The 20,390-nt window shown below is 63.2% G+C and carries 21 protein-coding genes; 13 read left to right on the forward strand and 8 right to left on the reverse strand.

Annotated features, from left to right (window positions below; all coding sequences use genetic code 11):
* The first annotated feature begins 63 nt into the window (after positions 1-63).
* Together A0W34_RS19040 and A0W34_RS19045 are read left to right on the forward strand one after the other, a co-directional pair.
* A complete protein-coding gene (locus A0W34_RS19040; RefSeq protein ID WP_003941324.1) occupies positions 64-294 on the forward strand; it encodes a glucose PTS transporter subunit EIIB in 231 nt (76 codons plus the stop codon).
* Complete coding sequence (locus A0W34_RS19045) at positions 291-749, forward strand: PTS sugar transporter subunit IIA (RefSeq protein WP_081558093.1); 459 nt, start codon at positions 291-293, stop codon at positions 747-749. The genes A0W34_RS19040 and A0W34_RS19045 overlap by 4 nt, the downstream gene beginning before the upstream one ends.
* Positions 750-803: 54 nt before the next feature.
* Here the strand turns inward: A0W34_RS19045 and A0W34_RS19050 are convergent, their stop codons facing one another.
* The 3 genes from A0W34_RS19050 to A0W34_RS19060 form a co-directional block, all read right to left on the reverse strand.
* Positions 804-1,553, reverse strand: a complete 750-nt coding sequence (locus A0W34_RS19050; RefSeq protein WP_007726130.1) for a GntR family transcriptional regulator — start codon at positions 1,551-1,553, stop codon at positions 804-806.
* Positions 1,554-1,702: 149 nt separating this feature from the next.
* A complete protein-coding gene (locus A0W34_RS19055) occupies positions 1,703-2,476 on the reverse strand; it encodes an SWIM zinc finger family protein (RefSeq protein ID WP_081558094.1) in 774 nt (257 codons plus the stop codon).
* The gene (locus tag A0W34_RS19060; protein WP_081558095.1) at positions 2,473-5,289 is read right to left on the reverse strand and encodes a DEAD/DEAH box helicase; all 2,817 of its coding nucleotides are present in this window, start codon (positions 5,287-5,289) and stop codon (positions 2,473-2,475) included. Before A0W34_RS19060 ends, A0W34_RS19055 begins: the two co-directional genes overlap by 4 nt.
* Positions 5,290-5,352: 63 nt before the next feature.
* Between A0W34_RS19060 and A0W34_RS19065 the strand changes: the two genes are divergently transcribed.
* Together A0W34_RS19065 and A0W34_RS19070 are read left to right on the forward strand one after the other, a co-directional pair.
* The gene (locus A0W34_RS19065) at positions 5,353-6,273 is read left to right on the forward strand and encodes an NADP-dependent oxidoreductase (protein WP_198035658.1); all 921 of its coding nucleotides are present in this window, start codon (positions 5,353-5,355) and stop codon (positions 6,271-6,273) included.
* A gap of 107 nt (positions 6,274-6,380) precedes the next feature.
* Positions 6,381-7,082 carry an HNH endonuclease family protein gene (locus tag A0W34_RS19070; protein ID WP_081558096.1) on the forward strand — a complete coding sequence of 234 codons (702 nt, stop codon included), beginning with the start codon at positions 6,381-6,383 and terminating at the stop codon, positions 7,080-7,082.
* Between the two features lies 1 nt (position 7,083).
* Here the strand turns inward: A0W34_RS19070 and A0W34_RS19075 are convergent, their stop codons facing one another.
* Positions 7,084-8,316, reverse strand: coding sequence for a metal-dependent hydrolase family protein (locus A0W34_RS19075; RefSeq protein WP_007726122.1), 1,233 nt, complete (start codon positions 8,314-8,316; stop codon positions 7,084-7,086).
* A 158-nt stretch (positions 8,317-8,474) separates the two neighbouring features.
* On the opposite strand from A0W34_RS19075, the gene A0W34_RS19080 reads away from it, so the two are divergent.
* Entirely contained in the window at positions 8,475-9,110 is a 636-nt protein-coding gene (locus tag A0W34_RS19080) for a TetR/AcrR family transcriptional regulator C-terminal domain-containing protein (RefSeq protein ID WP_007726121.1), read from the forward strand.
* Here the strand turns inward: A0W34_RS19080 and A0W34_RS19085 are convergent.
* Entirely contained in the window at positions 9,097-10,671 is a 1,575-nt protein-coding gene (locus A0W34_RS19085; RefSeq protein WP_020908339.1) for a molybdopterin-dependent oxidoreductase, read from the reverse strand. The genes A0W34_RS19080 and A0W34_RS19085 overlap by 14 nt on opposite strands.
* A gap of 127 nt (positions 10,672-10,798) precedes the next feature.
* Between A0W34_RS19085 and A0W34_RS19090 the strand changes: the two genes are divergently transcribed.
* A complete protein-coding gene (locus A0W34_RS19090) occupies positions 10,799-11,617 on the forward strand; it encodes a shikimate 5-dehydrogenase (RefSeq protein WP_081558833.1) in 819 nt (272 codons plus the stop codon).
* Positions 11,618-11,630: 13 nt separating this feature from the next.
* Complete coding sequence (locus tag A0W34_RS19095; protein WP_003941357.1) at positions 11,631-12,092, forward strand: DUF6328 family protein; 462 nt, start codon at positions 11,631-11,633, stop codon at positions 12,090-12,092.
* A gap of 1 nt (position 12,093) precedes the next feature.
* Here A0W34_RS19095 and A0W34_RS19100 read toward each other — a convergent pair whose 3' ends face one another.
* Together A0W34_RS19100 and A0W34_RS19105 are read right to left on the reverse strand one after the other, a co-directional pair.
* Entirely contained in the window at positions 12,094-12,930 is an 837-nt protein-coding gene (locus A0W34_RS19100; protein WP_081558097.1) for a sulfurtransferase, read from the reverse strand.
* A 22-nt stretch (positions 12,931-12,952) separates the two neighbouring features.
* The gene (locus A0W34_RS19105; RefSeq protein WP_003941342.1) at positions 12,953-13,576 is read right to left on the reverse strand and encodes a LysE family translocator; all 624 of its coding nucleotides are present in this window, start codon (positions 13,574-13,576) and stop codon (positions 12,953-12,955) included.
* Positions 13,577-13,678: 102 nt separating this feature from the next.
* On the opposite strand from A0W34_RS19105, the gene A0W34_RS19110 reads away from it, so the two are divergent.
* The 3 genes from A0W34_RS19110 to A0W34_RS19120 are packed head-to-tail and all read left to right on the forward strand — an operon-like array spanning position 13,679 to position 15,873.
* Positions 13,679-14,152, forward strand: coding sequence for an Lrp/AsnC family transcriptional regulator (locus A0W34_RS19110; protein WP_003941284.1), 474 nt, complete (start codon positions 13,679-13,681; stop codon positions 14,150-14,152).
* A gap of 36 nt (positions 14,153-14,188) precedes the next feature.
* Entirely contained in the window at positions 14,189-15,427 is a 1,239-nt protein-coding gene (locus A0W34_RS19115; protein WP_003941402.1) for a benzoate/H(+) symporter BenE family transporter, read from the forward strand.
* On the forward strand, positions 15,424-15,873 hold the full coding sequence (locus A0W34_RS19120; protein WP_007726113.1) for an acyl-CoA thioesterase: 450 nt from the start codon (positions 15,424-15,426) through the stop codon (positions 15,871-15,873). Before A0W34_RS19115 ends, A0W34_RS19120 begins: the two co-directional genes overlap by 4 nt.
* Here the strand turns inward: A0W34_RS19120 and A0W34_RS19125 are convergent.
* On the reverse strand, positions 15,870-16,898 hold the full coding sequence (locus A0W34_RS19125; protein WP_039972642.1) for a phosphotransferase family protein: 1,029 nt from the start codon (positions 16,896-16,898) through the stop codon (positions 15,870-15,872). The two genes, A0W34_RS19120 and A0W34_RS19125, sit on opposite strands and share 4 nt — an antisense overlap.
* Before the next feature lie 221 nt (positions 16,899-17,119).
* Here A0W34_RS19125 and pdhA point away from each other — a divergent pair, with 221 nt between their 5' ends.
* The 3 genes from pdhA to A0W34_RS19140 are packed head-to-tail and all read left to right on the forward strand — an operon-like array spanning position 17,120 to position 20,387.
* Positions 17,120-18,208, forward strand: coding sequence for a pyruvate dehydrogenase (acetyl-transferring) E1 component subunit alpha (gene pdhA, locus A0W34_RS19130; RefSeq protein WP_007726109.1), 1,089 nt, complete (start codon positions 17,120-17,122; stop codon positions 18,206-18,208).
* Entirely contained in the window at positions 18,205-19,182 is a 978-nt protein-coding gene (locus A0W34_RS19135) for an alpha-ketoacid dehydrogenase subunit beta (RefSeq protein WP_007726108.1), read from the forward strand. The genes pdhA and A0W34_RS19135 overlap by 4 nt, the downstream gene beginning before the upstream one ends.
* Complete coding sequence (locus A0W34_RS19140) at positions 19,179-20,387, forward strand: dihydrolipoamide acetyltransferase family protein (protein WP_081558098.1); 1,209 nt, start codon at positions 19,179-19,181, stop codon at positions 20,385-20,387. The genes A0W34_RS19135 and A0W34_RS19140 overlap by 4 nt, the downstream gene beginning before the upstream one ends.
* Positions 20,388-20,390: the final 3 nt, after the last annotated feature.

Below are 20,390 nucleotides of genomic sequence, written 5' to 3' on the forward strand. Positions count from 1 at the left end.
CTAGTCAGCCCACCTGTACGACCGTTCAACGATCACGACCAACCCGACAATCAGGAGCAGCAAATGTCGAAAGCGGAAGCAATCATCAAAGGCCTCGGCGGCGCAGAGAACATCGTCGAGATCGAGGCTTGCATCACCCGCCTGCGTACCGAGGTCAAGGACGGAGCGAAGGTGAACGAGTCCGCTCTCAAGGCTGCCGGCGCACACGGCGTACTCAAGGCCGGAACGGTTGTCCAGGTCATCGTCGGGCCCGAGGCCGACACCCTTGCCGAGGACATCGAGGACATCCTGTGACGGTCGTCCTCGCCCCGCTCCCCGGTCGGGTCGTCGCACTCGCTGACGTACCGGACCCGGTGTTCGCTCAGCAGATGGTCGGCTCGGGCGTCGCGATCGAACCCGCTCGCGGTCAGGGCCCACTCACGGTCGTGGCGCCGATCAGCGGAAAGATCCTGAAACTTCACCCCCACGCGTTCGTGATCTTCGGCGAGAAAGCCACCGGCGTGCTGGTCCATATCGGCATCGACACGGTCAAGCTCGAAGGCGACGGATTCACCCTCATCGCCGCCGAGGGTGACACCGTCAATGCCGGTGATCCCATCGTCAGCTTCGATCCAGCGCACATCGACACGACCGGTTACTCGGCGATCTGCCCGGTAGTCGTGATGGATTCCAAACCGGACACCGTCGAATCCCCTTCCGTCGGTGGGGACGTCGCCACTGGCGACACTCTGTTCGACTGGTCGGCGTAACGCAAAGGGCGAGCACACCGGAAGGTGTGCTCGCCCTTTCGCTTCGAACGATGACTATTGGTCGCCGCGCGTTTTGGGCCGCGCTTGGCCCTGGACTTCCATCTGCAACTGGTAGCGGTCGGATCGGTACCAACTGCGAGTGTGCTCGACCGGTGCGATCTCGCTGAACGACACTCGATCGAAGTACAGAACCGGAGCGCCCTTACGAGTGCCCAGGAGAGTCGCGATCTCCGTACTGGCACCATCGGCACTGACTGTCTGCTCTGCCCGATCGATCGGCTTGTCGTACTTGTCGGCGGTTGCCCGATAGATCGAACCCGTCAAGTCCATGTCGAGTAAACCCGGCAACAGTTCGGGATTGAACCAGCCGTCGTCCACGCTCACCGGCTCGCCGTCGGCAAGGCGCAAGCGCTTGACGTGGTAACCGTCGGAACCCGGTCGCATATTCAGTGCGGCAGCAGTATTTTCGGGGACCGGCCCCTGTTCGCTGACCAGGACCACCGTCGTGGGGTGATGCCCCTGGGCGCGCATTTCCTCGGTGAAGGATGCAAGGTGCAGCTTGGATTGGACAGCACGGTGCGCAACGAAGGTTCCCTTGCCACGCACGCGAACGAGGTGTCCGTCATTGACCAGTTGCCCGATTGCCTCGCGAACGGTGATCCGACTGACGCCGTAGTCCTGCATCAGGTTTCGCTCGCTGGTCATCAAGTCGCCAGGCTGGAGTTCTTGGGTGCACTTGCGCAGGAGAATGGTGCGCAACTGTTCGTGTTTGGGTATTGCGCTGTCGCGCAAATGAACGGGCATCACAGCGACTGTCCCTCCGAGAAATGAATAGTCGTCTATTCGCCGACGACAACGACCTGAAATCGCAGGCAGGTCCCGACCGGACCGGTCCAATTAACGATACTGGAATTTACGACAGGAAACTAGCACCAGTCCGGAGTTGTCCGATTTCAACCGTCCAACCGTCGGTAGATGGACCGTATTTCGTCCAAGGCGACGTTCTGCTGAGCCATGTCCAATCCCAATGCCGCAACCGCCTCGCGCAACCGCCTGATATCCAGATCGTCGATCGCCGCGCGAAAAGGCACCTTCGGTAGCGCAGGGAGGGCAGCCGCGATTCCGAACCAATTCTCGACGTCCACCGAAACAGTCGACTCGTCTTCTACTCCCCCGATCAACTGCTCCAGGTCGACCCCGCGAAGTCTCAGCAACCTGAGCGGATCGGTGTCGATTCGCTCCGCGGTCAAGAACGCCACGGCCGCAGCGTGTTTGCACGGCCAGCCGACATCGGGGCAGGTGCAGTCGAATCGGAAAGCCGACGGGCCGTCCGGTATCAGTTGGGCAGCAAGCATGTCCGGGACAGTGCCGGACACCAGCGCGGCAAGGCTTCCCGGCACTCGGCGGATCTTGGTGATGATGTCGTCGATATCCGATTGATCAAGAGTGTCGATCGACAGCGTGGAAACGAACGGTTGAAGTTGGCTGCCCTGAACCTCGGCCGTCACCACTCCCGGTTCGATGTCGAGCGCCAAAACCTGACCCGAACGCGCATACGTTCGCCCACGCGTGACACGAGGTTTGTCGCCGATCTCTTCGACGACGCGGACAAAAGCCTTGCCCCAGAATGTTCTCCCGAACGCTGGACGAGGTTTGACCGGCGCGGGTGCTCGCCGTCGGGACCCGGTGTACTCGCTGAAATCGGGGCCCTTGCCGCGCGGACTCATTCGCCCACCGCGTCGTCGCCGAGTCGCAACAACTCGTCCAATTGCTCGACGCTCATCTCCGTCACCCAGTTCTCACCGGTCCCGACTGCAAGTTCGGCGAGTTCACTTTTACTCGCGATCATCGTGTCGATTCGCTCTTCCAAGGTTCCGACGCACACCATCTTGCGTACCTGAACGTTCTTTCTCTGACCGATGCGGAAGACACGGTCCGTCGCCTGGTTCTCTACCGCCGGGTTCCACCATCTGTCGAGGTGAACCACATGGTTGGCCGCCGTGAGATTCAGACCCGTGCCGCCGGCCTTGAGCGAGAGCACCATGATGGGCGGGCCGCCTTCACCTTGGAATGCCTCGACCATGGCGTCGCGCCCGGCTTTCGACACTCCGCCGTGGAGAAACGGAACTTCGGTGGTGAACCGGTCGGCCAGGTACGGCACCACCAATTCGCCGAACTCACGAAACTGTGTGAACAACAGAACCTTCTCGTCGTCGCCGATGACCGACTCGACGATGTCCTCGACCAGTCCGAGCTTTCCCGAACGGTGTTGCCCGCGGCGCATCACCGGCGAACCGTCGCGCAGGAAGTGCGCGGGATGATTGCACACCTGTTTGAGTTTGGTCAGCGCAGACAGGACGGCGCCCTTGCGCTTCATCCCTTCCGTCCCCTTGATCTGCGCCATCATCTCGTCCACCACGGCGCGGTACAACGCGGCCTGCTCTTCGCTGAGATTCGCTCGAACCGTCATCTCCAACTTCTCCGGGAGATCCGCGATCACGGCGGGATCGGTCTTCACGCGCCGCAGCACAAAGGGGGACGTGACGGCTCGCAGTCGCGAGACGGCAAGCTGATCTTTTTCCCGCTCGATCGGTACGACAAACCTTTTGCGGAACATCTGCTCCGAGCCGAGTACACCGCGATTGGCAAAATCGAGGATTGACCGCAGCTCGTCCAGTCGGTTCTCCACCGGCGTTCCGGTCAGAGCAACGCGATGATCCGCGGGGATGCTGCGAGCAGCGCGGGCCTGAGATGTCTTGGCGTTCTTGATGTGTTGAGCCTCGTCGAGCACTACGCGCCGCCAGTCGAGATCCTTGAGGGCCGCGACGTCGCGGGTCATGAGCGCGTAGGTGGTGATCACGAGGTCACTCTCACGAACTGCCTGTTCCAACTCCGCCCCGGTAGCGCGATCCGAACCGTGATGAACGTAGACGCGCAAGCTCGGCACGAATCGCGCCGATTCACGCTGCCAGTTACCCACAACCGACATCGGGCACACCAAAAGGGTTGCTGTCTTGGACTTCTCGTGCGCAAGTAACGCCAACAGTTGCAGCGTCTTACCCAGACCCATGTCGTCGGCCAGAACAGCGCCGAGCCCGAGAGCACTCATGTACGCCAACCAGTCGAGACCGCGTCGTTGATACGGACGCAAAGTCGCGTTGACCGTCGACGGTACCGCGACCTGCCGCGGAGCCACCGACTGGTCGAGCAGTGCAGAGGCCCATCCGGTTGCCTTCACTTCCTCGACCGGCAGGTCTTTGAGGTCGTCGGCGATCAAGTCCTTGATCAGATCGACGATCGCTCGGTCCCCGCTCGAATGCCGCTGACTGACAAAACGAGCCGCGCGGGCCAGGACGTCTTTGTCCGCCTGAACCCACTCGCCGCGCAACTGGACCAGATCGGACTTCGCATCGACCAGTCGGGTCATTTCCTCGGCGGTGAGTACCTTGTCTCCGAGCGCCAATTCCCAATCGTATTCCAGCAATTGGTCCATACCGACCGTACGATTCTCCGCAACGATCGGAGACGCCGCCGAGGTCACCCGCACACGCAGGGATGGAGACACCACGTTCCAGGCACGCGGAAGCAGCAGCGTGATCCCTCGCTCTCGCAGGACTATCGCGCCGTGTCCGACCAGGTCCATCACTACAGGAGTGGGCAGCAACAGGTCGAGACTGTCCTCGTCGCGCGGCACGTCGCGAAAACGTGGGTAAGCCTTGATTGCCTCTTCGAGTTTGCGGCTGCCGAGCTGGATACGTTTGGGATCGGCCCGGTGCAGTCGAACACGTTCGGGCGCTTCACCTTCAGGACGCAAACACACGTGCAGACGCCACAGCGCATCGTCGTCGGGATCGGAATTGTCGTCGAGTTCAGGCTCGATCAGCCGCAGAACCAGGTCCGGCTCTCCGGCGGTGAACGTCGACCCCCATTCGGCGAGTCCCTCGGCCGCTCGTACCGACACGTCGTCGAAAGCATCCCCGGACAACACGGCCTGCCACAGCGGGGTCTGCACCACCGGATGCGAGTCCCCGAGAGCACGACGGACGATCGGGTCCGTGAGTTCGTTCGTGATGTCTTCGATCGTCGCCCTCGGCGAACCGACCGCCCGCTGCACCGGCGGCATCGCCACTACCAGTTCGCCGATCCAGGCGCGCTGGCGTTCCCCCACCGACAACTGCCAGCGTGGCCACCAACTTCCTTCAGCCCGCGTCAGTGCGGGGACCACCCGTCCGGCGCGCACCCACCGGTCTATTCCTCGCGCCACATGTACGAGAAAGTGCAGGTCTCCCGCAATTCGCTGATCGTCGGCCTTGAACCGCAGCAGGAGATCGACTGCGTCCGGCGGCGCTAACGCAACAGCTGCGTACTCACTCTGCAAAGGCCCGCCAGGTACGGGCGGCATAGCGACATTCACACGATGACGGAACTTGCGATGCAGGACAGCACTGACCGGATCACGGGGATCGTCGGTCCCGGCACCGTCGTGCCCGTCGACCCACAGTTTGAGCCCCGATCCCGGTGACCAGAGTCCATGCAGCATCCGACCATCCAATCAGGTGCCACCGACACCACTTCCCGCCTACCGGGCAATAGGCTGGCAGGCATGACGACGGCATACGGCTTCACCGAGTACGGCGGACCCGACACACAGTCCTACTTCGACGTCACCTTGCCCCCGCCCGGTGCCGGCCAACTGCTGGTGTCGGTCCGAGCGGCGGGCGTCAACCCCGCTGACTGGAAAGTTCGCGCGGGTACTCGAAAAGATACTGTCCCGGTGACGCTGCCTGCGGTTCTGGGCCGCGAAGTGTCCGGTGTTGTCATCGGAGTAGGTCCGCGGGTCACCGAGTTCGAGGTCGGCGACGAAGTGTTCGGCGCTACCGCTACCGGCTTCGGCGGCTACGCCGCGTCGACATTGCTCAACGTCTCCTCGACAGCACACAAGCCGCCGACCGTGTCCTGGGCCGATGCCTCGGTGCTGACGGTTGCGGCGGGAACGGCTTACGACGCTCTCCACGGTCTGGATCTGAAACCCGGGGCAACACTCCTGCTCCTCGGTGCCGGCGGCGGCGTTGGTCGAAGCACGACCGCGCTTGCGGTGTCTCGCGGCATCGACGTCATCGGCGTCGCGAGTGAGTCCAAGCGAACCGCGATCGAGGGAGCGGGAGCACGGTGGGTTGCGTCGGGAGACGCCTTTGCAGGCGAAGTGTCCGCGTTGTCCCCAGGCGGAGTGGACGCGGTTTTCGACCTGGTCGGCGGGGACACTCTCACTCGCGGCGCTGAGCTCGCCCGACCGGACGCGCCGATCCTGAGCATCGCCGATCCTCTGGCGGCGAGCCGACTCGGCGGCGGCGGTGTCGAACGCCGAAGAACTACAGCAGTATTCACGGAGGTCGCGGCGCTCGTGGCCGACGGGACCCTCGACCCGTCCGTGTCCGGCCGTTACCCATTCTCCCGCGCTGGGGAAGCGCTCGCTGCAGTCGAAGACGGCCATGCCGCCGGCAAAGTGGTGATCGAGTTCGGCTGATTCCTGTCGGCCCACGATGGTTCAATCACCGTCTACGACGGACGGCGTTGAATCACCGTCTACGACGGGCGGCGTTGAATCACCGTCTACGACGGACGGGGGCACAGGTGGTTGCACGGTTATCTGCGATCCTGTCGACGCTCGTGCTCGTATGTCTCGTCGCGTCCTGCGGATGGTTCGGGGACGAGCGTCTCGAGTCGGCCCCGGGCAGCCCGACACGATCGGAGCTCGAATCGCTGCTGTCCCGGACAGCGATTGTCGACACCCGCCCACATCCGGGTGGATACGAGCGCGGCTGCGGTAACGGCGAGGCTTGCGTCTTCGGCCCCGCTTGGTCCGACGACCAGGACGCTCCAGGTGGCCACGACGGGTGCGATACCCGCAACAACGTTCTGGCCCAAGATCTCTCGGACGTGGTGTTCAAACCGGGAACACGTGACTGCGTCGTACTGTCGGGCGCGATGACCGACCCGTACTCCGGTGATCGCATCGAATTCGAACGCAGCCAGGCCAAGTCCGTCCAGATCGACCACGTCTTCCCACTCGCCGCCGCCTGGGACTTCGGCGCGAACTCCTGGACGCCCGCGCTTCGGATGAGGTTCGCGAACGACATGTCTCTGAACCTGTTGGCCGTCAACGGCCCCGACAACCAGTCGAAAGGCGACAGCACGCCCAGTGAGTGGTTGCCGCCCGATCCTGCGTACCGATGCTTTTACGCCGGCAAGTACTTGACCGTCGCGATTTCCTATGGCTTACCAGTCAGCCGAGCTGATCATTCGGCCCTGACGGACCTCGCCACTCGCTGTTGAGCTACCGGCCGTCCTTCACCACTCGCCCACTCTGGATGACGAGTGCGATCCGCTCACGATCGGCAAAGATCGAGGGATCCGTCAACGGATTGCCGCGGAAGGCAACGAGGTCGGCGAACTTGCCGACTTCGATGGTGCCGACCTCGTCGGCGATACCGAGAATGTCGGCGTTGATCCGGGTAGCGGAAACCAATGCGTCCATCGGGGTTTCGACCTTGGCGCGCAGGACTAGCTCCATTCCCCGGCCCGTTTGATCGGTACCGATGAGGTCCGATCCCAGCCCCACTCTGACGCCGGCATTTCGAGCAGCAAGAAGCCCGTCGATCTGACCCTGCATCATCTGGCCGATCCGAGCCGAAATCGATTCGGGTAGACCTGCTGACGCCGCGCTGTCCGAGAGTGCCTGCACCACAGCCAACGTCGGCACCAACGCGACGTCGTGCTCGGCCATCAACTTGGCAGTCTCGTCGTCGATACCTGAGCCGTGCTCGACGCATTTCGCGCCGGCAGTGACAGCGTTTCGGATTCCCTCGTTGTTGTGGGCATGCACCGTGACATAGGTACCGCGCGCATTGGCTTCCTCGACGGCAACTTCGATCTCGTCGACCGTGAACTGGGTATCGGTGAGCTTGTCATGAGTGGATACCACTCCCCCGGTAACACACAGTTTGAGGAAGTCCGCACCCCTGCGGAACGTCTCGCGAACGTTCTTTCGCATTTCGTGCGGACCGTCGGAAAGCAGAGACATACACCGTAATCCGGGGATGTCATGATCGGACCAGTCCGAAGTCGGCTCCCATTCGGCCGCCAGGTGTCCGTGTCCACCGGTCTGGCACTGGATCGGGCCGCACTGAATGATCCGCGGACCCGGAATCTTGCCCGAGGCGACAACTCCGGCGAGTCCACCGTCGATTCCGCCGCAGTCACGAACAGTGGTGAATCCCCCGTCGAGGGTCGATGCGCAGGTCGCGAACATGTCTGCAGCGAGCTCGGCTACCGAGATCTGACGCCGCAGGCTCGGTGCGAGATCGCTCGATCCACCGAGATGAACGTGTGCGTCGATGAGGCCGGGCGTGATTGTCAGCCCAGCGCAGTCCAGCACCTCCGCCCCCGTGGGTGGCGTGCCACCGAGTGCACTGATGCGCCCGTTTTCCACAGCAACAGCGCAGTTCTCGATCGGGTCGGCGCCCGTCCCGTCGATGATCGTTGCACCGGTCAGCCATACGACAGACATATTGAATGTTCCTCCGACGTGTACCGATCGCCGGAAGATTCCGCCGACATACCGAATAGGGTTCGGTTAGTATGATGCATATCGGCTCCCGAAATCAAGGAGTTGTCATCACTCGATGAAGTCCGAGATTGCTGACGAATCCCTCACCAGGAGAATCGATGCCGCGTCCCACCCAGCCGATACTGTCCACGCGAAACATCACCGACGCGGCTCTGGATGCTGTCGACGCGACCGGCGACTTCACCATGCCCGGGATCGCCAAGCAATTGAACGTGACTCCGTCTTCGCTCTACACACATATTTCGGGTCGATCCGAGATCGTCGAACTCATGCGCATCCGCGTGATGTCGTCGATCTCTGTCCCCCACCCACCGGCAGGATGGAGCGAACGGATCAGCGCGTGGGGGTGGGCCTATCGCCGAGCTGCGGTCGAGCACTGGCGCCTCATCCCGCTACTCATGACCCGCAGCGTCCGCACCGAGGTAACTTTTGATATCGATACTGCACTGGTTCAGGCTTTTTCGGACGGGGGTTTCGATTCGGCCGACACTCGTCACGCAATCTCCACGCTGGACAGTCTGGTTCTCGGATCAGTCGTGAAACTCTCGACGCCGGATGTCGCATGGACCCAATCCTCCAACCCGAGCGAGATCACGCGCGAGGCTACGACCCCACTGCGAACCGACGACACGTTCGACTTCGGCCTGCGAACCCTGATCGCCGGATGGATGGCTCAGCGCGTTGTTCGTCTGTATACCGAACCTCATTCGGATTCCGACGTCACTTCACGGTGAACGACCTGGTGTGCCATCCCGTGGCGCCACCGGGAATCGGCGGAGTGCGCTCTTCCACCTGAACGTTCCCGTCCAGATCCGTCGCTCTGACCTGCACCGTGTGCAAACCCGAGCCTGCATCCCACATCCACGACCATTGACGCCAGGTGTCGATCGAGTACTCCTGCGCCAGTGTCGCCGGTTGCCATTCACCGTTGTCGACGCGAACCTCGACCTTCTCGATCCCGCGATGCTGCGCCCAGGCCGTTCCCGCCACCAGCACCTGGCCCGGCTCGATGGGAGCCAGAGCTGCCGGCACCTCAATACGCGAGGACGTCTTGATCGGTGCCTGCGCACCCCAACCGCGCTGGGTCCAATAGGCCTCGACCTTGTCGAAACGCGTGAGTTCCCACTCCGTCACCCACTTGGTGGCGGAGACGAAACCGTACAGACCGGGAACGACCTGCCGAACGGGATAGCCGTGCTCGAACGGCAACGGCTCACCGTTCATCGCCACGGCGAGAATCGCGTCACGGCCGTCGGTGACTATCTCGACCGGGGTGCCGACTGTGAAGCCGTCGACGCTGGTCGAGAGGAGCATGTCGGCGTCGGGATGGACACCGACTTCGTCGAGCAGGTCCTTCATGGGATAACCGATCCACTTCGCGTTCCCGGCCAGAACGCCGCCCACCTCGTTCGAGACACACGTCAGCGTGATGACTCGCTCGATGGGCGTTCGCGCTACCAGATCGTCGAACGACAACGTCATCTCGCGGTCCACCATTCCGTGAATCCGCAGTTCCCACGAATCCGTCGTCAATTGCGGAACGAGGAGTGCAGTGTCGATTCGGTAGAAGTCGTCGTTGGGCGTGATGTATGTCGACGCACCCGCAATCGCGATGTCCGCACCCGCCGGAATCGGCGGCGCCGGGTCAGCGGCGGTGGGCACGACAAAATCTTCACGATTCGCTACTGCTCCGGCGATTCTCTGCCCCACGAACTTCCCGGCCGCACCCGCTGCCGCAGCCACTGCCAACGCCGCACCCGCAAGCAGGAGGAACTGACGACGAGGCAACCACGAGTCGGCGACGCCCGGCGAGAGCGGCACTTCGAGTTGTGTGATCAGCAACCGCAAGGTTGCGACGCCCGCCACCACACCGACCAGTGTCGGGAACACGTACATCGCGTCGGCAGTCGGGCGCTGCATCGCCGCATACACACCAACCGCGCCCAGAAGAACAAGGATGACACTGCCGATCGGGCGGCGTCGCCGTTCCAGGAGCCCGGCCACCGCACCGAGCAGAACGATCAAGATCGACATTCCGATGAACAGCGCCGGCTTGTCATTGGTACCGAAAGTGTCGATCGCGAACTCGCGAGCCCACGCCGGCGTTCGGTCGACGGTAGTCGCACCTACCGCGTAGAAGGGCGACGCGTCCGGGTTGATCGGCAACGCAACCAGTTCACCGACGCCCAGGACGACAGCCGCGGCCAAGACCCCGGAGATCGCGTGAGCAGCCCATCTACGACGCGGTGGACGAGATTCGGTGCTCGGGTGCTCGTCGATGTTCTGTGTGACCATGTCGTCTCGGCTCTGTCGGTGCGAGTGGTGCTTCGATCGGATACCCGACATTCGGCGCTGCGGGCCATCCGGATGGGTGCACTCCTCCATCAAGAACTACTCCGAACTCGCGATTAGAGTGGGAACGATGACCGTCGACCTCAACAAGGACACGCTCCTGTGCATGTCGCTCTCCGGGCGACCGAGCAACATCGGCACCAGATTTCACAATTACCTCTACGAGGAATTGGGCCTGAACTTCGTCTACAAAGCCTTCACCACCGAAGACGTGCCAGCCGCGATCGGCGGCATCCGAGCACTCGGGATTCGAGGCTGCGGGGTGTCGATGCCGTTCAAGGAACAGGTCATCGAGCACATCGACGTCATGCATGATTCGGCCAGCGCCATCGACTCCGTCAACACGATCGTCAACGAGTCCGGAGTGCTGCACGCCTACAACACCGACTATCAGGCGGTGGCCGATCTACTGCGTGACAACAACGTCGACACGAGCCTGTCCGTCGCTGTCGCCGGCAGCGGTGGCATGGCAAAAGCAGTCGTCGCCGCGGTGCGCGACACCGGATTCACCGACGTCACCGTGATCGCCCGCAACCAGCAAGTGGGGTCATCGCTTGCGAAGCAGTACGGCTTCGACTGGCAGGCCGAACTCGGTGAGCTTCGTCCAGGTGTGCTGATCAACGCCACCCCGATCGGTATGTCCGGCGGCGCAGAAGCAGATGCACTGTCGTTCCCCGAGCACGCAGTGCGCGCAGCCGATGTCGTCTTCGACGTCGTCGCGATGCCTGCGAAGACGCCACTGATCGCGTTGGCGACCGAACTCGGCAAAACGGCGATCACAGGAGCGTCAGTCATTGCCCTTCAGGCCGCCGAGCAGTTCGTGCTCTACACCGGTGTGCGTCCGAGCGCGGAGCAGATCCAGCGAGCGTCGGAATACTCACGGGCGTAGGAACCACGTCGCCGTGAACGAGACCGGGGAGACTCCACCTCAACAACTCGCGCGGAACTTCAACGAGTTGTTGCAAGAGCTGCGCGTCGCGCTCTCTGGTGTGCAGATCCTGTTTGCCTTCCTGCTAGCCGTGGCATTCACCGAACGCTACGAGGAAGCGTCGGCGTACATCCGCGGCATCCACTTGGTGACGGTGATCCTTGTTGCCATCTCGTTCGGGTTCCTGATGGCACCCGCGGTCTGGCATCGCATGCTTTTCCGCCGTGGGCACCGCGAGAACATATTGCCCGTGGCCAACCGATTCGCCCTGTGCGGCATAGCCTTTCTGGCCGCCTCCATGACCGGCACGGTCCTGTTGATCGCCGAGGTCGCCGTCGGCGGAGTTGCCGCAAAGGTTTTGGCAGCGTGCGCCGCGATCATGTTCACGGCACTGTGGTTTCTCGTGCCGTCATTCATCGATCGCACCAAGAGCTGACTCAGGCTCCGGTGTCGACGGCGCGAGTGCTGTCGTTGGACCACTGTGACCACGAGCCCGGGAACAGCGTCGCGTCGTAACCAGCGATCGCGAGCGCCGCGATCTCGTGCGCGGCAGTCACTCCGGATCCGCAGTACACCGCCACCTTGTCTCCGACGCCCAGTCCGGCGAATCGCTCACGCAGGTGGGTCGTATCCAGGAATCGCCCGTCGCCGGTGATGTTCTCGGCGGTCGGCGCGTTCACCGCACCGGGGATGTGCCCTGCGACGGGATCCATCGGCTCGACCTCGCCGCGGTACCGCTCCCCGGCTCGGGCGTCGAGAAGGACACCGCCCTCGCTCGTCCAGTTGCCGACACCGTCGATGTCGACAGTCGGCATGTTGCCGCCGGTGAAAGTCACGTCGCCCGGGCTGACGGACTCGCCGATACCGGCCGCCAACGGCAGTCCTGCGGACTCCCAGGCCTGCAGCCCGCCGTCGAGCAGTCGGACATCCGAGAGTCCGGCCCACCGCAGCAGCCACCAACCACGAGCAGAGGCCGTGTTGCCGGTGGCGTCGTAAAGCACCACCGAATCACCGTCGTCGATTCCCCAACGACGCGCCGCGGCCTGCAGGTCTTCGAGACTCGGCAGCGGATGCCTTCCCTTGCCCGGCGACGGCGGCGAGGCAAGTTCCTCGTCGAGGTTCACGAATACCGCACCGGGAATATGGCCGTCGCGAAAATGCTGCTCGCCGTTCGAATCACCCAGCGCCCATCGGACATCGAGCAATCGCGGCGCAGCGCCGGCCTCGATGAGAGCGGACAGTTCTTCGACGTCGATCAGCACGGGACGTGTCATGAACCCATCCTGACACGACCACTCATGCAACCCCGAAGAAGGCACCGAGACCCACCAACAACACTCCCGTCACCACGTCGATTCGCTTGCCGACGCCAGGACGACGCAGCTTCTTGCCGGCTCCGGCCGCCAACACCACCACGATCGCCCACCACAGTGCCGCGGCGACCACCGTCGCGCCCGCCAACATCAACGTCCGCAGCCCTGCGCCTTCACCCGGCTCGATGAATTGCGGGAGTAGCCCGAGAAAGAACAACAGCGCCTTCGGATTCAGCAGGTTCGAGAGGAAGCCGTAGCGAAATGCCGTGGTGACCGCGATCGGTTCTTTCGCTGCCGGAATTCCCTCGTCCGAGGCTCGGGCTTTGAAAGCACTTCGAATCGCGGAGATGCCGAGCCAGGTCAGATATGCCGCCCCGGCGTATGTGAGCGCAGAGAGCAACTGCGGCCGTGTTGCCACAAGGGCGGAGAGACCCAGTGACGCGGCAGCGGTGTGAACGAAGAGCCCGGAAATCACACCGGCGGCCACCACCGCGCCGGTCCGACGATCTGCTAGAGAATGACGCAGGATCAGGACAAAATCCGGTCCCGGCGTGAACAGGACGATGGATAGCAGGGAGCCGAAAGCGAGCCATTGACCGACACTCATCCGAAATACCTCACACCCGAGCTGATTCGAGGCACATGTTCATGCCAGGAGTGTGCAACTGGATCCGGGAAGTTCAAAACGACTCCGGATATAGTTCGGCAGATGACGAAGAATGAGCCTCTGGATCCGGTGGACTGGAAGATTTTGGCCGAATTGCAGAACGACGCGTCGATCACCAACAAGGTGTTGGCCGATCGAGTCGGTTTGGCGACGTCCTCGTGCCACGAGCGCGTACGACGCCTACGCGCCAACGGCACGATCAGCGGCATCCATGCGGTTGTCGATCCGGCAGCCGTTGGCCGGTCGATGCAGGCGATCATCGCCGTTCAATTGCGACCACACCGCCGCGACCTCGTCGACCGGTTCACCGCCGACGCGCTAGCGCTGCCGGAAACGCTTGCGCTCTTCAACGTCTCGGGGCCCGAGGACTTCTTCCTCCACGTCGCGGTCCGTGACAGCGCTCATCTACAACGGGTATTGATCGACCACCTCGCCGCACATCCCGAGGTCTGGCACGCCCAAACGCACCTCATCTACGGCAAAGCGGTCACCTCACCCATCCGACCGGACAGGTAAATCGGGTCTGGGGCGGGTCGGGCAGAATCACTGACCATGTCGGACTCCACAGATACCACCGAACCGGAAGCCGTTCGCAGCAACTCGCAACCGATGAGCGCAGGCATCGTCACGGCCCTCGTCGGCTTCACCAGTTCGTTCGCGGTGGTGCTCACCGGCCTCGCGGCTGTCGGTGCGGACGCAACCGAGGCGGCGTCCGGACTGCTGGTTCTGTGTGTGACCCAAGCGTTGGGAATGCTCTGGCTCTCACGCCGGTATCGGATGCCGATCACCCTGGCCTGGTCGACGCCCGGTGCCGCTCTGCTCGCCGGCGCGGGAGCCGTCGAGGGTGGGTGGCCGGCGGCGGTCGGAGCATTCATCGTCGTCGGAATCGCGATTGTTCTGACCGGACTGTGGCCGACGCTCGGAAGGATCATCTCGGCAATCCCGACGCCCCTCGCGCAGGCGATGCTCGCCGGGGTTCTGATGCCGTTGTGCCTGGCGCCGATCATCGCCGTCCGGGACGCCCCCGCAGCGGTCGCGCCCGTCATCCTGGTTTGGCTTGCCGCGCAGCGCTTCTCCAAGCGATGGGCGGTTCCGCTCGCGTTCCTCACCGCCGCGGTCGTGATCGGGATCAGCCTCGTCACGTCGGATCGAGTGCTCGACGCCGGCGCCATGATTCCCCGCATCGATCTCACCGCGCCGTCGTGGACCTGGCAGGCAATGATCGGCATTGCGATTCCCCTCTACATCGTCACGATGGCTTCGCAGAACATTCCCGGTGTGGCCGTGATGAATTCGTTCGGATACACCGTTCCCTGGCGACCGTCGATGATCGTGACGGGTATCGGCACCATCGTCGGCGCACCGGCCGGTGGCCATGCGATCAACCTCGCGGCGATCAGCGCAGCCCTGGCCGCCGCCCCCACCGCACATCCGGATCCCAAACGTCGATGGATCGCTGCCTTCACCGCAGGCTGGGCGTATCTCGTTCTCGCTGCCGGCGCGGCCGCGGTGGCCGCTCTGGTAGCCGCCGCACCGGCCGGAGTCGTGGAAACTGTTGCCGGACTGGCGCTCCTGGCAACGCTTGCCGGCGCCCTCACGTCGGCGCTGAGCGAGGCGAGTGAACGTGAAGGCGCCGTGGTCACGTTTCTGATCGCCGCATCCGGGGTCAGTATCCTGGGAATCGGTTCGGCATTCTGGGCACTGTTGGTGGGGCTGATCGTGCGTGCAGTCCTACAGGGCACCACCCTGCCCTCACTCTCGCGAAAGTCCTCACTACAGTCGAAGCCGTGAGCACAGCGCAGACGCCCCCGTCGATCAGCGAGTTTCCCGTTCTCTGGCCCGTCCCGACGCGGTGGGACGACAACGATCACTACGGCCACGTCAACAACGTGACCTACTACTCGTACTTCGACACCGCGGTCAACGCCTGGCTGATGTCTTCCACTGGAACCGACATCCGCACCCTGCCTGCCATCGGCGTCGTCGCCGAGACGTCGTGCCGGTACCTGAGCGAGCTGTCGTTCCCCGAGCAGTTGCAGGTGGGTATCTCCGTCGAGAAGCTCGGCACCAAGAGCATCGTCTACGCGCTGGCGATATTCCACGAGGTCGAAAGCGGCCATTGGGAACCTGCCGCGACCGGGCGCTTCGTGCACGTCTACGTCGACGCCGACACCCGTAAGCCGGTGGAGATCCCGGCGGCCATCAGATCGGCAGCCGGGACCTTGACCGAAAACTAGCTCAGGCCGAGCTGATCTGCCGTCAAGACGGCGCGTGCAACGATTCCGTCGATCAGCGCGACGGTCGGGCCGCCGTGCTCGGCCTTGTTGCGCGGATCGTCGAGGATGCGTCGCAGCACGCCCTCCGCGATGATCGAGAGCTTCCACAGAGCGAGTACGTGCCAGTATCCGACCGCTGACACGTCGCGGCCAGTCGCCTCGACGTAGGCAGCGACCAGCTCGTCACGGTTCGGGAAGCCTTCCAGCGTGGACGCCATGAACGGACCGGCAACCTTGTCACCGGCTTCCGGCCAGTACGCGAGTAGCGCACCGAGGTCCGCGAGCGGCTCCCCCAACGTGCACAGCTCCCAGTCGACGACGGCAACGATGCGCCCCTCGGCCGGATCGGTGATGACGTTGTTGAGGTGGAAGTCGCCGTGAACCAACGTCACTTCGTTCTGTTCCGGAATGTTTCGGTGCAGAATCTCGGCCAATCGGTCGACATCCGGAACATCGCGGGTCTTCGACTTCTCCCACTGCGCCGACCACCGCTTGAGCTGACGCTCGGCAAAGGGCTTGCGGCTGGCCAGGTCGTCCAGCCCGGTCTCTTCCAGGTCAACTCCGTGGATGCTGGCGAGGGTTTTGGGCATCGCCAAGCCGACCGCGCGACGCTCGTCCTCGGTCAACTTCTGAGCCACCGGAACGCCGTCGATCACAACGCCGTCGATGTAGCTCATGAGGACCAGCGGAGCGTCCGTGATCTCCGTATCTTCCGTGATGCCGAGGATCTTCGGAACCGGCACTTTGGTTCCCTGGAGCGAGGACAGGATGCGGTGCTCGCGAACGACGTCGTGCGCGGAAGCCAACAACGTGCCGAGTGGAGGTCTGCGCAGTACCCACCGTCCTCCGCCCGCATCCGTCACGGAGTAGGTCAGGTTCGATTGCCCGTTACCGATCCTCTCGAAAGTCAGTGGTGTCGTGGCGCCGACCCCCAGTTCGGCGATCCACGCGGAAACAGCTTCTTCGTTCAAACCGACTGCAGTCACCGCACCGATGCTAGCGGTTGAAGTCCGATCGGTTGGCCGTACCGACACGTTTGTTACTCGCCAGTTCGCAGTTCAGGTCTTGATACGGCAGTGAAAATACTTGCGGATTTCCCAATCAGGGGGATCCTGATGGTAGAGCGACAACTGCATACAACACATCGGGATTGTGCGGCGTACTCACGAGGCGCGCCGGGCATGAGCAGAAACCGAGGTGAGCGAAGATGATCGACAACCTCGATTATCCGGTCCAACTCATCCAACCGAACGGCGCACGAGTGTGCCGTCCCGAATTCGACCGCCTGATAACAGACATCGGGCCTGACGAACTGCTGTCGTTGTATCGCGATCTCGTCGTGAGTCGCCGAATCGACACCGAAGCTGTTGCCCTGCAGCGTCAAGGCGAAATCGGTTTGTGGGCTCCGATGCTAGGCCAAGAAGCCGCCCAGGTCGGTTCCGCGAGAGCGCTCGCCCCAGACGACTTCGCGTTCACCAGCTACCGCGAACATGCCGTCGCGTACTGCCGGGGTGTTCCCCCCGAATTGCTGACCACCATGTGGCGAGGAATCTCCCATTCCGGTTGGGATCCAGAACAATTCAACGTCACCAATCCGGCGATCGTCGTCGGCTCCCAAGGGCTGCACGCCACCGGATACGCACTCGGCGCACACCTGGACGGCGCCGAGATCGCAACGATCGCGTACTTCGGCGACGGCGCCACAAGTCAGGGCGACATCGCCGAGGCGATGGGATTTGCCGCCAGTTTCCGTGTCGGCGTTGTCTTCTTCTGCCAGAACAACCAGTGGGCAATCAGTGAACCGGTATCCCTCCAGTCACGCACGCCCATCTCACATCGGGCAATCGGTTACGGCATCCCCGCGATCCGCGTCGACGGTAACGACGTCCTTGCCGTGCTCGCCGTGACGCGCTCGGCGCTCAATCGCGCACGCGAAGGCAGCGGCCCGACGTTCATCGAGGCGATCACCTGCAGAATGGGCCCGCACACGACCTCCGACGATCCGAGCAGGTACCGCACCGATACGGATATGTCGGAGTGGAGAAGCCGCGATCCGCTCGAGCGAATGCGTCTGCTCCTCGGCCGTCGCGATCTTCTCGGAGAAAACGAACTCAGCACCATCGCGGCAGCCGCCGACGACGTCGCCGCTGGACTGCGACGCGCAACCATCGCGCTCGCCGATCCGCCCCCGTCAGCGCTCTTCGATCACGTCTACGCCGAGGCACACCCACTGATCGACGCTGAACGCGAAGAGCATCGCGCGTATCTCCGTAGCCTGGAAGGGGCTTCGTCATGACCGTCATGAATCTGGTGACCGCGCTCAACACCGGCCTTCGACGCGCACTCGAAGACGATCGTCGCGTTGTCATCATGGGCGAGGACGTCGGCCGTCTCGGCGGCGTATTCCGGGTTACCGACGCCCTGCAGAAGGACTTCGGCGACACTCGGGTGATCGACATGCCCCTCGCCGAATCAGGGATCGTGGGAACAGCTTTCGGGCTTGCCTTGCGCGGGTATCGGCCTGTCTGCGAAATTCAATTCGACGGGTTTGTCTACCCGGCTTTCGATCAGATCGTCTCGCAGGTGGCCAAGATCCAGTACCGCACCCGAGGCGCTGCCTCTGCGCCACTGACGATTCGGATTCCCAGTGGCGGCGGAATCGGTGCGGTGGAACATCATTCGGAGTCGCCCGAAGCGTACTTCGCTCACACCGCGGGACTGCGGGTGGTGTACCCGAGCAATCCGATCGACGGTTTTCACATGATCCGCCAATCCATTGCGGCCGACGACCCGGTGATATTCCTCGAACCCAAACGGCGCTACTGGGATACCGCCGACGTGAATACCGATGCCGCGCCCGAGCTTCCGCTCCACCGTGCCCGCGTCGCCCGCTCGGGGAACGACGCGACAGTGGTTGCGTACGGATCCATGGTCGCCACCGCGCTCGACGCCGCGCGGATTGCCGAAGAAGAAGGTCACGATCTGGAGGTCGTGGATCTGCGTTCACTCTCCCCCATCGACTTCGACACGATCGAGGCTTCGGTGAACAAGACAGGCCGGCTTGTCGTCGTTCATGAGGCGCAGAAGTTTCTCGGTGTCGGCGCCGAAATCGCAGCACACGTCGCGGAACACTGCTTCTATCAGCTGGAGTCACCGATCCTGCGGGTCACCGGATTCGACATCCCCTACCCGCCCGCCAAGCTCGAGCGATTTCACCTTCCGGACGCCGACCGGATCCTCGCGGCGCTCGATCGAACGCTGGCAGCATGAGCACGGCGCACGAATTCCGGTTACCGGATCTCGGCGAGGGCCTGACGTCCGCCGATCTGGTCGAGTGGACGGTCGGCGTCGGTGACACGGTGGAACTCAATCAAGTTCTCGCCCAGGTAGAGACAGCCAAAGCTCTTGTCGAACTGCCGTCGCCCTACGTCGGCGTTGTCAGAGAACTCCTCGTCGAACCTGGCACTACCGTTCCGGTGGGTACTCCGATCATCCGTATCGAGGAGTCTTCAGATTCACCGTCTCCAAGTGATTCGCAGTCTCCGAGTGTGCTGGTCGGGTACGGACCCGCGGCCGAGAGACCGAGCCGACGACGGAGCAGGATCACGCCGGACTCGCAATCCGCGGCGAGTACCGAGCGACGGCCCGCAACCCCCGCGGCGCGGCGCGCGGCCCGCGAAGCCGGCATCGATCTGAGCGAAATCACCGGCAGCGGATTCGACGGTGCCGTCACCGCGGCTGACGTCGCAGACGCGCTTACCGTGCAGGCGCCTTCGGATAACGCGACACGCCTGGCCCCGTCCGGCATACGAAAACAGATGGCGTCGGCGATGGTTGCCAGCACCCGCGCTCCGCAGGCCAGCGTCTTCCTCACCGCTGATGTCACGCCTTCGATGGAACTGCTCGGCAGGCTCCGTTCCTCGGAGGCGTTCACCGGACTGTCCCTCACTCCGCTGACTCTCGCTGCCAAGGCAATGGTGGCCGCCATCGCCTCGCACCCGATGGTGAACGCGCATTGGGACGAGGCCCGCGGCGACGCCGTCATCGACGATCACGTGAATCTCGGCATCGCCGTCGCCTCCGAACGTGGACTGTCCGTGCCCAACATCAAGAGCGCCCAGACCCTGAGCCTGGTCCAGCTCGCACGCGCGGTGACCGAACTGACCGTCGCTGCCCGTGAGGGAAAGACGGACGTCCATCACCTGACCGGTGGCACCGTCACGATCACCAATGTCGGAGTCTTCGGCGTCGACGGCGGCATTCCGCTTCTCAATCCGGGAGAAGCCGCCATTCTCTGTCTGGGCTCGGTGAGCGAGCGTCCGTGGGTGATCGAGCGCAAGATCGAAGTGCGGAGCGTCGTGACACTGACGTTGACGTTCGACCACCGCGTGCTGACCGGTGAGCAGGCCGCGAGATTCCTCTCATTTGTCGCAGAGATGCTCGCGAACCCGGACCTGTTGCTGACTCACCTGTAGAAA

Origin of the sequence: Rhodococcus sp. BH4, assembly GCF_002079265.1 — a bacterium.
Lineage (GTDB): Bacteria > Actinomycetota > Actinomycetes > Mycobacteriales > Mycobacteriaceae > Rhodococcus_F > Rhodococcus_F qingshengii.

Coding starts and splice junctions, on each gene's coding strand:
- A0W34_RS19040 (WP_003941324.1), top strand. CDS start 64: ATGTCGAAAGCGGAAGCAATCATCAAAGGCCTCGGCGGCGCAGAGAAC.
- A0W34_RS19060 (WP_081558095.1), bottom strand. CDS start 5,289: ATGCTGCATGGACTCTGGTCACCGGGATCGGGGCTCAAACTGTGGGTC.
- A0W34_RS19085 (WP_020908339.1), bottom strand. CDS start 10,671: ATGGTCACACAGAACATCGACGAGCACCCGAGCACCGAATCTCGTCCA.
- A0W34_RS19100 (WP_081558097.1), bottom strand. CDS start 12,930: ATGACACGTCCCGTGCTGATCGACGTCGAAGAACTGTCCGCTCTCATC.
- A0W34_RS19055 (WP_081558094.1), bottom strand. CDS start 2,476: ATGAGTCCGCGCGGCAAGGGCCCCGATTTCAGCGAGTACACCGGGTCC.
- A0W34_RS19050 (WP_007726130.1), bottom strand. CDS start 1,553: ATGCCCGTTCATTTGCGCGACAGCGCAATACCCAAACACGAACAGTTG.
- A0W34_RS19090 (WP_081558833.1), top strand. CDS start 10,799: ATGACCGTCGACCTCAACAAGGACACGCTCCTGTGCATGTCGCTCTCC.
- A0W34_RS19080 (WP_007726121.1), top strand. CDS start 8,475: ATGCCGCGTCCCACCCAGCCGATACTGTCCACGCGAAACATCACCGAC.
- A0W34_RS19075 (WP_007726122.1), bottom strand. CDS start 8,316: ATGTCTGTCGTATGGCTGACCGGTGCAACGATCATCGACGGGACGGGC.
- A0W34_RS19110 (WP_003941284.1), top strand. CDS start 13,679: ATGACGAAGAATGAGCCTCTGGATCCGGTGGACTGGAAGATTTTGGCC.
- A0W34_RS19065 (WP_198035658.1), top strand. CDS start 5,353: ATGACGACGGCATACGGCTTCACCGAGTACGGCGGACCCGACACACAG.
- A0W34_RS19135 (WP_007726108.1), top strand. CDS start 18,205: ATGACCGTCATGAATCTGGTGACCGCGCTCAACACCGGCCTTCGACGC.
- A0W34_RS19105 (WP_003941342.1), bottom strand. CDS start 13,576: ATGAGTGTCGGTCAATGGCTCGCTTTCGGCTCCCTGCTATCCATCGTC.
- A0W34_RS19140 (WP_081558098.1), top strand. CDS start 19,179: ATGAGCACGGCGCACGAATTCCGGTTACCGGATCTCGGCGAGGGCCTG.
- A0W34_RS19115 (WP_003941402.1), top strand. CDS start 14,189: ATGTCGGACTCCACAGATACCACCGAACCGGAAGCCGTTCGCAGCAAC.
- pdhA (WP_007726109.1), top strand. CDS start 17,120: ATGATCGACAACCTCGATTATCCGGTCCAACTCATCCAACCGAACGGC.